This is a genomic window from Streptomyces sp. NPDC058308, from assembly GCF_042880275.1.
GTDB lineage: Bacteria > Actinomycetota > Actinomycetes > Streptomycetales > Streptomycetaceae > Streptomyces.
On sequence record NZ_JBHVZA010000040.1, the window covers coordinates 41,430 to 53,892 of the forward strand.

At 72.5% G+C, this 12,463-nt stretch carries 10 protein-coding genes; 5 read left to right on the forward strand and 5 right to left on the reverse strand.

What is annotated here, in order from left to right; translation table 11 throughout:
- The first annotated feature begins 40 nt into the window (after positions 1–40).
- Complete coding sequence (locus ACFVYL_RS34570) at positions 41–1,315, forward strand: AI-2E family transporter (protein ID WP_389723131.1); 1,275 nt, start codon at positions 41–43, stop codon at positions 1,313–1,315.
- A 33-nt stretch (positions 1,316–1,348) separates the two neighbouring features.
- On the opposite strand, the gene ACFVYL_RS34575 is transcribed toward ACFVYL_RS34570, so the two are convergent.
- On the reverse strand, positions 1,349–3,280 hold the full coding sequence (locus ACFVYL_RS34575) for an SMI1/KNR4 family protein (protein WP_389723134.1): 1,932 nt from the start codon (positions 3,278–3,280) through the stop codon (positions 1,349–1,351).
- A 266-nt stretch (positions 3,281–3,546) separates the two neighbouring features.
- Here ACFVYL_RS34575 and recA point away from each other — a divergent pair, with 266 nt between their 5' ends.
- From recA to ACFVYL_RS34595, 4 genes are all read left to right on the forward strand, one after another.
- Positions 3,547–4,668 (forward strand): recombinase RecA, encoded by a 1,122-nt coding sequence (gene recA, locus ACFVYL_RS34580; RefSeq protein WP_389723136.1) that lies wholly within the window; start codon positions 3,547–3,549, stop codon positions 4,666–4,668.
- A 3-nt stretch (positions 4,669–4,671) separates the two neighbouring features.
- The gene (gene recX / locus ACFVYL_RS34585) at positions 4,672–5,454 is read left to right on the forward strand and encodes a recombination regulator RecX (RefSeq protein WP_389723139.1); all 783 of its coding nucleotides are present in this window, start codon (positions 4,672–4,674) and stop codon (positions 5,452–5,454) included.
- Positions 5,455–5,598: 144 nt separating this feature from the next.
- A complete protein-coding gene (locus ACFVYL_RS34590; protein WP_389723142.1) occupies positions 5,599–6,312 on the forward strand; it encodes an ArsR/SmtB family transcription factor in 714 nt (237 codons plus the stop codon).
- A complete protein-coding gene (locus tag ACFVYL_RS34595; protein WP_389723145.1) occupies positions 6,309–8,864 on the forward strand; it encodes an FtsX-like permease family protein in 2,556 nt (851 codons plus the stop codon). The genes ACFVYL_RS34590 and ACFVYL_RS34595 overlap by 4 nt, the downstream gene beginning before the upstream one ends.
- Before the next feature lie 94 nt (positions 8,865–8,958).
- Here ACFVYL_RS34595 and ACFVYL_RS34600 read toward each other — a convergent pair whose 3' ends face one another.
- The 4 genes from ACFVYL_RS34600 to ACFVYL_RS34615 all read right to left on the reverse strand — a co-directional run bounded on the left by ACFVYL_RS34600 (position 8,959) and on the right by ACFVYL_RS34615 (position 12,055).
- On the reverse strand, positions 8,959–9,402 hold the full coding sequence (locus ACFVYL_RS34600) for a rhodanese-like domain-containing protein (protein WP_389723148.1): 444 nt from the start codon (positions 9,400–9,402) through the stop codon (positions 8,959–8,961).
- Positions 9,399–9,938: a cysteine dioxygenase gene (locus ACFVYL_RS34605; protein ID WP_389723151.1), complete on the reverse strand. Its 540-nt coding sequence runs from the start codon at positions 9,936–9,938 to the stop codon at positions 9,399–9,401. The genes ACFVYL_RS34600 and ACFVYL_RS34605 overlap by 4 nt, the downstream gene beginning before the upstream one ends.
- Positions 9,939–10,020: 82 nt before the next feature.
- A complete protein-coding gene (locus tag ACFVYL_RS34610) occupies positions 10,021–10,107 on the reverse strand; it encodes a putative leader peptide (RefSeq protein WP_389723160.1) in 87 nt (28 codons plus the stop codon).
- Between the two features lie 298 nt (positions 10,108–10,405).
- Complete coding sequence (locus tag ACFVYL_RS34615) at positions 10,406–12,055, reverse strand: FAD-dependent monooxygenase (RefSeq protein ID WP_389723154.1); 1,650 nt, start codon at positions 12,053–12,055, stop codon at positions 10,406–10,408.
- Positions 12,056–12,463 lie beyond the last annotated feature (408 nt).

Here is a 12,463-nt window from a genome sequence, read left to right on the forward strand (position 1 = left end):
GTGGCGGCCGATTGTCGGCGGCGTGGGCGAGACTGGCTCCGTGGCACCGACAGACGAGACCGCACAGGTCACCCAGAACTCCGCTCCCCTCGGCACGACGCCGCCGGCACAGCCCCCTGCCGGGGCCGAGGCAGGGCAGGGCGCCCGCATGCCGCGCTGGCTGCCGCGCGCCATGGTGCTCGCCCTCGCGCTCATCGCCTGTTTTCAGCTGGGCAGTTGGGCGTTCCACCAGCTGACCGGGCTGCTGATCAACATCCTGATCGCGTTCTTCCTGGCGCTCGCGGTCGAACCGGCGGTGAGCTGGATGGCGGCGCGCGGGCTGCGCAGGGGCTTCGCCACGTTCCTGGTCTTCCTGAGCGTGGTGATCGTCAGCGCGGGGTTCATCACGCTGATGGGGTCCATGCTCGCGGGCCAGATCGTGGACATGGTCGAGGACTTCCCGGACTACCTCGACAAGGTCATCAGCTGGATCAACCAGACCTTCCACACGGACCTCTCCCGCGTCGAGGTCCAGGACAGCCTGGTCCACTCCGACTGGCTGCAGAAGTACGTGCAGAACAGCGCCAGCGGCGTCCTGGACGTCTCCGCGCAGGTCCTCGGCGGTCTGTTCCAGCTCCTGACGATCCTGCTGTTCTCGTTCTACTTCGCGGCCGACGGGCCGCGGCTGCGGCGCGCGCTGTGCTCGGTGCTGCCGCCCGCCAGGCAGGCAGAGGTGCTGCGGGCCTGGGAGATCGCGGTCGACAAGACCGGCGGCTACCTCTACTCGCGCGGCCTGATGGCGCTGATCTCCGGCATCGCGCACTACATCCTGCTGCAGGTGCTTGGCGTCCCCTACGCGCCCGTGCTCGCCGTGTGGGTGGGCCTGGTGTCCCAGTTCATCCCCACCATCGGCACGTATCTGGCGGGCGCCCTGCCGATGCTGATCGCCTTCACGGTCGACCCCTGGTACACGCTCTGGGTGCTGGTCTTCGTAGTCGTCTACCAGCAGTTCGAGAACTACGTGCTGCAGCCCAAGCTCACCGCCAAGAGCGTGGACATCCACCCCGCGGTCGCGTTCGGTTCGGTCATCGCGGGCACGGCGCTCCTCGGCGCGGTCGGGGCGCTCATCGCCATCCCCGCCGTCGCGACGCTGCAGGCCTTCCTCGGGGCGTACGTGAAGAGGTACGACGTCACGGACGACCCCAGGGTGCACGGGCGCAGGCGCACGGCCGGGGCGCCCCTCCTCGCGCGCGTGCGGAGCGGGTTGCGCGGGCCGAACAGGCCGGAGGCGCCGCCGGCCTCCGATGCCCGCCCGAAGCCGGACGGGCATCAGTAGGAGGGGGCGACTCGCCGCCGCCTCGGGGGACGGCTACTCCCGCGCCACGTGGAACATCGCGTACATGTCCTCCGGACCCGGCGGGCGGTGCCACGGGCGGGTACGGAAGGTGTGCAGGCTGCCGTGCCGGAGGGCGAACCGTGGCAGCCCGAGGCCGAACTCGTCCGCGAGGGCCGCCAGGGCGCGCCGCTCGCCCAGCCGCCCCTTGCCCAGCCGCTCCTCGTCCGGTGCGTCCTGTGGGAAGAGCCGGTCCGGATCCAGCGAGCCGGGCACGGCACCCTGCCTGCCGGTCGTGGTCCCGCGGACGGTGAATCCGTACGCTTCCTCGCCGTTCTCCGCGACGGACAGATGGAAGACGGCGGGGCGGCGACCGTTCGAGGGTTCGCTCCACACCGTCACCGCCCGGGTGCCCGCGGAAGCGGCGATGCCCGGGGAGACGAACCGCCGCTCGTGGAAGCCCCCGACCGGCCGCGGCTCGAAGGCGAAGCTCCAACCTGAACCCGCCCGGCCCACGGAGGCCAAGGCCCCCTCCTCCCACGTCGCGCCGCTCCCGCCGCCGTCCCCGGGAAAGCGTGTGCGCGCTTCCCACCACTGCGCGGGTCGGTTCAGACCGGCGGATTCATCGGCGCCGATACGGCCGGGCAGCTCGTGCGGCTCAACCCCTTCCACGAGGAGGAAGCGGTACGGCTCCGGGTTGTCGTCGGAGTCCTCCGCCAGCCATGCCAGGCCCGGCGCATCCAGGTCGACCGGGGGAGCCGGGGCGTCGCCCCGCTGCCCGGCGCGGGGCGTGGCCAGCAGCTCACGGCCGCGCTCCGGGGTGATCAGGGGGCCGAGGAGCGGGTCGGCGAACAGGCCGACCGGGGCTATGTGGTCGGGTCCGAGCGGCCGCCACTGTGGCAGGGCGGCGCACAGGGTGCGCCAGGCCGCGTCCGTCCCGCCCCAGCGCGCCATCTCCCGGGCCTCCTCCAGGGCGCGGCCGAAGGGGCCCCCGGCGGTGTAGCGGAAAGTGCCTTCACGCACGCGCGACAGGAGCTCGTCCACCGCCGCCTCGTGCACCGCGTCGGAGGCGTTCCTCATGAGGTGGGTCGACGATCCGCCGCCCCGATGCCAGGTCTCCAGGACGGGCAGGACCTCCGGTGCGTACAACGGGTCGGCCGTGAGCCCGTGGAAATACACCATGTAGGTCTCCCCGAGCAGCCGGCGGATCTGGTCGCGCAGACCCGCGGCCCGGGGCCTGCCGTACGCGAGAGCCTCGGCCAGGGCGGTCGAGGCGCGTTCGTACCGTCCGCCCAGCGCGTCCAGCCTGGCAGCCTCGACGGCCGCGTCCTGGGCCCGTGTCGTCGCGTTGACGAACTCCCTCCCCGCCCGCTCCGAGCGGTCCACCTGCAGAAGGTGGAACTCCCGGTACATCGCCTCCATGAACGTGCGGAACGAAGCGTGCCGTTCGGGCGGGCTCGCGCGCCACGACGCGTAGCTGTACACGGCCCACTCTCCGGAGTCGTCGACGTCGCCCGGGTCCAGCAGGACGTGGACGGCGTCCGACTCCACACTCAGTCGCAGCGCCCGCGCCCACATCCCCGCGAGCAGCGCCTCCTCGGGCGTGGAGTCGTCGTCGAGCTCTCCGGGGAAGAACTCGGAGAGCTCCCCCTCGTCCTCGTGCCACCGGGCCTCGTCGGTGCCGGCGAGCAGCCAGACGAAGCCGCCCGCGTGCCGCCAGCCGTCGCTCACCGCCAGGAACGAGCGGTACGAGGGCGGCAGCCGGCACCCGAGCCGCTTCTCCAGGACCCGGATCTTCTCCTCGGGCGCGGGCGGGAACCCCAGCCATCGCGTACGCAGGGGTTCTTCGTCCCGGAGGTGCCCCTCGTCCGCCGTGGGGCCGAGGGCCGGGCCGGGGTCCTGTGCGTCCGCCCATTCCTGGCTCCAGCGCACCAGGAAGGAGCGCCAGTCGTCGCTCGTGTCCGTCATGTCACGTGATGCTGCCAGCCGCCACCGACAGCGCCGGGCCTGCGGCGTGCCCTGCTTGACAGTCAAATCGAACATCCATTCTCATGGGTGTCCGGCGGCGGTTTCCCGGGGGTGTGGCAGAGGATTCCCGGGACGCTTCAGAGGATTTCGGCGAGGGCCGGCCTCGAGTTATCCACAGGCTGGACGGGCGTCGGGGCGGATTGTCAGTGGCAGGCGTTAGCGTCTTTGACGTGAAGCGATCGACTCAAGCAAATCGGGTGGAACCCATGGCAGGAACCGACCGCGAGAAGGCGCTGGACGCCGCACTCGCACAGATTGAACGGCAATTCGGCAAGGGCGCAGTGATGCGCATGGGCGAGCGGCCGAACGAGCCCATCGAGGTCATCCCCACCGGGTCGACCGCGCTCGACGTCGCGCTCGGCGTCGGCGGCATCCCGCGCGGCCGTGTGGTGGAGGTGTACGGACCGGAGTCCTCCGGTAAGACGACCCTCACGCTGCACGCCGTGGCCAACGCCCAGCGGGCGGGCGGCGCGGTGGCCTTCGTGGACGCGGAGCACGCCCTCGACCCCGAGTACGCGAAGAAGCTCGGCGTCGACATCGACAACCTCATCCTGTCCCAGCCGGACAACGGCGAGCAGGCCCTCGAGATCGTCGACATGCTGGTCCGCTCCGGCGCCCTCGACCTCATCGTCATCGACTCCGTCGCCGCCCTGGTGCCGCGCGCGGAGATCGAGGGCGAGATGGGCGACTCGCACGTGGGTCTCCAGGCCCGCCTGATGAGCCAGGCGCTCCGGAAGATCACCAGCGCGCTCAACCAGTCCAAGACCACCGCGATCTTCATCAACCAGCTCCGCGAGAAGATCGGCGTGATGTTCGGCTCGCCCGAGACCACGACCGGTGGCCGCGCGCTGAAGTTCTACGCCTCGGTGCGCATGGACATCCGCCGCATCGAGACCCTCAAGGACGGCACGGACGCGGTGGGCAACCGCACCCGCGTCAAGGTCGTCAAGAACAAGGTCGCGCCGCCCTTCAAGCAGGCCGAGTTCGACATCCTCTACGGCCAGGGCATCAGCCGCGAGGGCGGCCTGATCGACATGGGCGTCGAGCACGGCTTCGTCCGCAAGGCGGGCGCCTGGTACACGTACGAGGGCGACCAGCTCGGCCAGGGCAAGGAGAACGCCCGCAACTTCCTGAAGGACAACCCCGACCTCGCCAACGAGATCGAGAGGAAGATCAAGGAGAAGCTGGGCGTCGGTGTGAAGCCCGAGGCCCCGGTCGACGAGCCGGTCGCCGACGAGGCGGTCGTGGCTCCGGCCGACGACGCCAAGACGGTGCCCGCGCCGGCGGCGAAGGTCACCAAGTCCAAGGCCGCGGCGGCCAAGAGCTAGTCCGTGACACGACGAACCGACTGGGCGGACCACACCGCCCCCGAAAGCCGCACCGGCCCCGCCGGGCGGGGCCACGGGGACGGTGCGGATCAGTACGGCACAGGCCGGGACGGCAGTCGCGGCGACAGTTTCGAGGAGGGTGACGGCAGCAGGCCCGGGGACGGCGGCCGTCAGGACGGTGACGGTCGCGGCCGAGGGCGACGGCGACGGCGAGGCGGATTCGGCGACCACCAGGACAGCGGTTCCCCTTCCTCGTCGAGGGCCGAGAAGGGGGAGCCGCCGACAGGGGATCCGGCGGAGCGGGCGCGGGCGATCTGTCTGCGTCTGCTCACCGGCACCCCGCGTACGCGCAAGCAGCTCGCGGACGCGTTGCGCAAGCGGGAGATCCCCGACGACGTGGCGGAGGAAGTGCTCTCCCGCTTCGAAGAGGTCGGTCTGATCAACGACAGCGCCTTCGCGGACGCCTGGGTGGAGTCCCGGCACCACGGCCGGGGCCTGGCGCGTCGCGCGCTCGCGCGGGAGCTGCGCACCAAGGGCGTGGACTCCACGCTGATCGACGAAGCGGTGGGGCAGCTCGACCCGGAGCAGGAGGAGGAGACCGCGCGTGAGCTCGTGGCCCGCAAGCTCCGGTCCACGCGAGGCCTCGACCGTGACAAGCGCCTGCGCCGCCTCGCGGGCATGCTCGCCCGTAAGGGATACGCGGAGGGCATGGCGCTCAGGGTGGTCCGGCAGGCCTTGGAGGAAGAGGGCGAGGACACCGAGGACTTGGGGTACGGGGCGTTCTGAGCGGGCCGCTCCCACGGGGGTGGGGCGGCAGCCGGAGCGATCCACGTACCCCAACCGAGGCTCCGCAGGGTGGGGTTGTCCCCCCTGCGGAGACGCCGGTCCACCACAGTGCACAGAGCCCTGTGCACAGACGACTGTGTACGCATGGCACAGGAACCCGGCACGACCGGCCCGGCTCAGGGCGATGACCGGACCGACCAGCATCCTGCCCCGCCCCACGCCTCGGGCCGGGCCCCGCAAGAGCTGAGCGATCTCCGCGTACTGAAGGCACTCGCGCAGCCCCGCCGGCAACAGATGCTGCAGCACCTCACCGTGCACGGCCCGGCCACCTCCGCGACCCTCGCGAGGGCCCTCGGCCTCAACACGGGGGCGACCAGTTACCACCTGCGTGAGCTCGCCCGTTACGGCTTCGTCGAGGAGACGCCCGGCCCGGAGCGGGGGCGTGCGGGGCGAGGGCATCCGGGGAGCGGCGGGCCGGGGCACGGGCGTGAGCGCTGGTGGCGGGCCGTCCCGGGCGACCGGCGCTTTCCCCCGCGCAGTCGGCAGAGCCCCGAGACGCGGCTCGTCATGGACGAGCTCCACCACCTCTCGTACGCCGCCGACCTGGAGCTGTTCGCGCGGCTGCAGCGGCAGAGCGGCGGTGAACTCGGCGACTGGTACGACGCGTTCCTCTCCTCGCGCGGCACGATCCGGCTGACGCTCCCCGAACTCACCGAGTTCTTCGAGGAGTACATCGCGCTCCTGAACCGGTACAAGCGCCCCGACGCCGACACCCCGGCCGCCGCCCGCACCGTCCTCACACGCTTCCTGGCCTTCCCCGCGCCCGCCGACGACCGAGAAGAGGCCGATCCCTCATGATGCTGCGCTACGCACTGCAGACGGTCAGGGACCGCAAAGGCGGGTTCCTGGGCGCCTTCCTCGCGCTGATGTGTGCCGCAGCCCTCATCACGGCCTGTGGAACCCTCCTGGAGACCGGACTTCGCGGCACGATCAAGACCGAGCGCTACGCCGCGGCCCCTGTGATCATCTCCGCGGACCAGAACGTGCACCGGACCACGGTCAAGCACAAGAAGGGCAAGACCAAGGTCAAACACAAGGCGAAACCGATCGCCGAGAGGGCCTGGCTGCGGGCCGCCGACGTCGAGGAGAGGCTGACGAAGTCCCCCGGCGCCCCGGGCATCGCAGCCATCATTCCCGAACTCACCTTCCTCGCCGAGCCATTGACGCCCGCCGCCGCCCGCGACGTGGACAGACCCTCGTACGGACACGCCTGGGAGTCGGCCGCCCTCACCCCCTTCCGGCTCGTCGAAGGGCGGGCGCCGCGCACGGCCCATGACCTCGTCGTCGACCGTGACCTCGCCGACCGCGCGGGGCTGAGGCCCGGTGACCGCCTCACCGTCCAGTCGACGCAGAGCCCGCGCGCCTACCGCATCACCGGTGTCGCCGCACCCGAGAGCGGCGCGCTGACCCACCAGACCTCGCTGTTCTTCTCCTCCGCCGAGGCCGAACGCCTCGCCGCGCACCCCGGAAGAGTCACCGCCATCGGTGTCGTACCGGACGGGGGCACCACCGTCGCGGGCCTCAAGGAGACCGTCTCGCGGGCCCTCGACGGTACGACGGCGCAGGTCAGTTCGGGGGACGAGCGCGGGCCCGTGGAGTTTCTCGACGCGGCGGGCGCGCGCGTCAAGCTCGTCAGCATGGGAGGCGCCATGGGCGGCACGTCCCTCCTCGTCGCCATCCTCGTGGTGGTCGGCACCTTCGCCCTCTCCGTCCAGCAGCGTCACCGCGAGCTCGCCCTGCTGCGCGCCGTCGCCGCGACCCCGAAACAGATCCGCAAGCTCCTCGGCCGCGAGGCACTTGTCGTCGGCGCCGCCGCGGGGGCCGTCGGGGCGCTCGCCGGAATCCCGCTCGGCGGCTGGCTGCACGGCCGGTTCGTGGCCACCGGAGCCGTACCCGCCACCCTTGAACGCGCCGTCAGCGTCTTCCCGCCCCTCGTCGCCGCAGGTGTCACCGTGCTCGGCGCCTGGGCCGCAGCCCGCATCGCCGGACGCAAAATCGTCAGGATCCGCCCGGCGCAGGCTCTCGCCGAGGCGCGGGTCGAGCGGCGTCGGCCTGCCTGGGGCCGTATCGCCGCGGGCCTGGTGCTGCTCGCCGGTGGCGCTGTGCTGGTCGCCGTGCTGAGCGTGCTGCGGACCGAGGCGGCGTCGACTCCCGTGACCTTCCTGGCCGTTGTGGTCTTCGCCTGCGCCCTCGCGCTCCTCGGGCCGGTCGTGGTCCGGGCGGCGGCGGTGCTCCTGCGGGGCCCGCTCCGGCTGGCCGGGCCCGGCGGAAAGCTCGCCCACGCCAACCTGCGCGGTAACGCGGCCCGGCTGGCTGCCGCCGTCACTCCGCTCGCCCTCCTCACCGGCATGACCTGCACCGTCCTCTTCGTCCGGCCCACCCTCGACGACGCCGCCCGTACGCAGGCCCGCCAGGGCGTCGACGCGGACTGGGTGCTGGCCGCGCAAGGGCCGGGCGTCCCCGCGGAGGCGGCACGGAAGCTGCGTACGACCGACGGCGTCGAGGCGGTCACCGAGGTCGTCCGCACGACGGTGCGCGTCGGGCTCGACAAGTACCCCGCGCAGGGCGTCACTCCGCAGGGCCTCACCCGGACCTGGGACCCGGACGTCACCGCCGGATCGCTCAGGAGCTTCGACGCGGACAGCGTCGCCGTCAGCGAACTCGCCGCGGACCGGCTCGGCCTGCGGCCCGGCAGCACGCTCAAGTTCACCCTGGGAGACGGCACGAAGGCCGAGCTCACCGTCCGCGCCGTGTACGCACGCGGGCTCGGGTTCGGCGATCTGACCATGGCGCACGATCTGGTCGCCCGCCACGTCGACAACCCGCTCGCCGCCACGGTCCTCGTCAAGAGCGACCGTACGAGAGAACAACTCGCGGCGGACGTCGAGAAGTTCCCGTCCGTGCGGGTGCTCACCCCGGCCGCGGCCGACGGCCGCCAAGCCGAGCTGCGGCAGGCCAACGCCGAGGTCAACCTCCTGGCGATGGGGCTCGTGCTGGCCTTCACCGCCATCGCCGTCGTCAACACCCTCGCGATGTCGGTCTCCGAGCGCATACGGGAGTTCGCGATGCTGCGCCTCGCCGGCGCCACCCGTCGACAGGTCCTGCGGATGCTCCGCACCGAGGCGCTCTCCGTCCTGCTCATCGGAGTCTCGCTCGGCAGCGGCGTGGCGCTCGCCGTCCTGACCGCCTTCAGCATCGGTATGACCGGCAGCGCGGCGCCGACAGTCGTGCCCCTGGTGTACGTGTCGGTGGTCGCCGTGGCCGGGCTGCTCGCGCTGGCAGCGACCGCGCTGCCGGGCCGCGCCGCCCTGAGGCCGCTCCCCGTCGCCGTGGCGACGGCCAAGGAGTGAGGACCAGTACGCAATGGAGGGTGCCCCTTACCGACTTCCCTGCCGAAGCGCATGGGACATCGGCAAGGGGCACTCAGCACTCACGCGGACCTGCTCACGTCTCGGCAGCCACCACCGGCAGCCCCGCCGCCCGCCACGCCTGGAAGCCGCCGACGAGATCGGTGGCGTGGCGCAGGCCCAACTGGTGCAAGGAGGCGGCCGCGAGACTGGACGCGTACCCCTCGTTGCAGATCACGACGGCGCGCAGACCATGTCCGGTGGCCTGTGGAGCGCGATGACTGCCCTGGGGGTCGAGGCGCCACTCCAGCTCGTTGCGTTCGACGACGAGCGCTCCGGGGATCAGTCCGTCGCGCTCGCGCAGCGCGGCATAGCGGATGTCGACCAGGAGGCCACCGTCCTCGGCAACCTCGTACGCCTCCTTCGGAGTGAGCCGGTCGAGACCGAGACGTACGCGCTCAAGCAACTCATCGATGCCGACGGGACGTTCACCGGCCTGCCCCGCGGCACCTGCACGCTCGACGCCTTCGCGGTCACTCACTGCCAGTCCTCCGGGCGCTCCACGGACTCGAGGCGGAGCACGTCGCCGCTCCGGCTGTAGCGGCGGATCCGCGGCAGGGGAGGGTAGTAGGCGTGCACGGAGACGGCGTGCTCGGTCGGCGACTGGTTGAGCACCTCGTGCACGTGGTTCGTGCCGAAGGCGCGGCCCTCGCCGGTCGCCAGTTCCCGTTCGCGGTCGACGTCGTCGGAGAGTTCCAGGGTCTTCCAGCCGTCGGTGGGCAGGCGCGCGGCGAGCGAGTTCTCCTTGAGGGTGCCCGCCGCAGTGAGGAAGGCGCCGACCGACTCGGCGTGGTCGTGCCAGCCGGTGCCGGTGCCGGGCGGCCAGCCGATCAGCCACGCCTCGCTGCCGCCGGGGCCTTGCAGGCGCACCCAGGTGCGGCCCTCGGGGTCGAGCGGCAGGGAGGCGATGAGCTCGGTGTCGGCCGCGGTGCGGCGGACGAAGGCGAGGAGTTCGGCGGCGGTGGGCGCCGAGGAGCGCCCGGGCGCGGGCGCGGTCGAGGTAGGGGCAACAGACACGGGTACCGTCCTGGAGGTTCGCGGAAGAGCGCGCGAGACGACCCGGAGCGGGGGCTCAGCGCGCGAAGGAGAAAAGGCGAATTCAGCAGGACGGGTGACACACGCAGCCTGCGTAGCGGAGGAGGTCCATGTGGACCCTCCGCCACAGGCGTACATCGGTGTCGGTCACGATTCGGAGTAGACCACGGGGGTCTGGGCCGGTCAACTCTGGCTCAGCATGCGGTCAGCCGGGCTCGCAGCGTGGGAGAGCGGACCCCGAGCGCGGCCCGAACGGGCTCCGGTGCGCGGCCCGGCCGGGCTCCTGGCGTGGGCGACGCGCGCCCCGGGCGGCGGGCCCGAAGTCTGCTTACGCGCACCTCCGACCGACGACCCGGCGCCTCCTTACGAGCACTCCTGACGACCCAGAGTCTCCTTACGCGCGCTCCCCATGCCCCAGAGTCTCCTTACGCACGCTCTCGACCGCCCCGTCACGCCCGCGGCCGCCCGGCCCCCGCGGCGCTCTCCTCCTCGCCCGCCCGGCCGGGCCGCCCCGCTCCGTCCCCGCGTCCCGTCGGCGCGGAGCCGCCCAGCGCGGCCTCGGCCGCCGCGTACAGCTCGGCCGGGCGCACCCCGCAGAGCGCGGTGACCAGATGGCCGTCGGGCCGCACGAGCAGCAGCGAGTGGGCGGCGGCCCCGGGATAGCTCTCCGCGACGAGCAGCTCGGCGGGGTGCGGCAGGGCCGCGACGGCGGCGGCGAGCCGCGGCATGATCCCGGCCGTCACCCAGTGCCGCCGTTCCCACACCACGGTGCCCGGCGCGACGAGGACGACGATCAGCTGCCCGAGCCCGAGCCGGTCCCGCAGCGGGACGAAGGACCCGTCGGGCGCGGTGACCTGCACATCGGCGACCGGAGCCCCGGGCTCCGTACCCACCGGCGTGACGGACTCGGAGGGCGCGGGCGCCAGCGGCGACTCGGCGTATGAGGAGGGCGCGCCGAGCGGGCCGCGCCCCACATGGCCGTCCGTGAGGAGCGTGTCGTGGCCGCGCGCCGTCCCCGGCACGTACGAGCGCAGGCCCTTGCCGCCCCGCAGCGCGGGCAGCGCCTGGTCGGCAGCGCGCAGCCGTGCGGCCACCCCGGCCCGCCGCTCGACCTGATAGCTGTCGAGCAGCGCTTCGCGCGGACCGTGATGCCAGGCCAGCGCCAGCTTCCAGGCGAGGTTGTCGGCGTCCCGCAGCCCCTCGTCGAGCCCCTGGCTGCCGAGCGCGCCGAGCAGATGCGCGGCATCCCCGGCGAGGAAGGCACGACCGACCCGCCACCGTCGGGCGAGCCGGTGGTGGACGGTGTGCACCCCCGTGTCGAGCAGCTCGTACGGCGGTGTGGAACCGCCGCACCAGCCCGCGAGGGTCTCCCGGATGCGCAGGACGAGCGCGTCGGGCGTCACGAGCTCGCCGCGCGGCGGGAGCAGCCAGTCGAGCCGCCACACCCCGTCGGCGAGCGGACGGCCCGTCACCTCGGCGCCTCCCCCGCGCCACGGAGGCATCCGATGCAACAACGCCCGGCCCGGCCAGGGAAGTTCCGTGCGCAGCGAGGCCACGGCGTGTCGCTCGACGGCCGTCCGCCCCGGGAAGCGGACGTCGAGGAGTTTGCGCACCGTGGAACGGGCCCCGTCGCAGCCCACCAGGTAACTGCCCCGCCACCACGTGGCCTTGGGCCCCCGCGTGTGCGCGGTGAGCCCGGCGGGGTCCTCCTCCAGGGAGTCGAGCTTGCTCTCCACCGCGACCTTGACGAGCCGCTCGTCGGCGATGGCCTCGCGCAGCGCGGCGGTCAGCACGTGCTGCGGCAGATGCAGCGGAGCGGGGATCTCGCCGCCGAAGTCGAGCTCCTGCATCAGCTGCTTGCGCCGTACGGAGCGCCAGCCGGTCCACCGGGCACCTGACTCCGAGTCACCGAACGAGTGACCCGCGAGCCGCTCCACGAACGCCGCAGTGTCCTCACGGAGCACGACGGTCCGCGCGGGCCGCTGCTCGTCCTTGCCGGGGCCCTCGTCGAGGACGACGGTGGGCACCGAGTTGCGGGCCAGGGCGAGGGCGAGGGCGAGCCCCACGGGCCCCGCGCCGACAACGATCACCGGGTCCACGGCGCACACCCTCCGGCCCGGCGGGCTCCGAGGGTCCGGGCTGCCCGGAAGCGCTGGACGTACGTACAGGAACTGGCAGTTGGAGCCCGGTGCACGATCACAGAATGTATGCAACCCATTGCTTGTGCTTGCGTCAAGCGACGGTGGCGCCGACGCGACCACCCCCGTCACCGCCATGTCCGATCGTCCCACCAATCGCCGGCTCGCCTCGTCGGTCCGTCGGGGTGGACCGATGCAAAGGGAGGCAGCGGCCCGCGGCCGCTGCCTCCCCTGACTCCGTGGACCCGGTTCCCGGACCGACGCGCTCCTAGGCCCTGTCGTCAAACTCCCGTCTGCCTCGCGGCGTCTGGCACGCACGCTCGCCGCGTTGTCGGGCTCATCCCGGTACGCCCAGTACCGGGATGACCC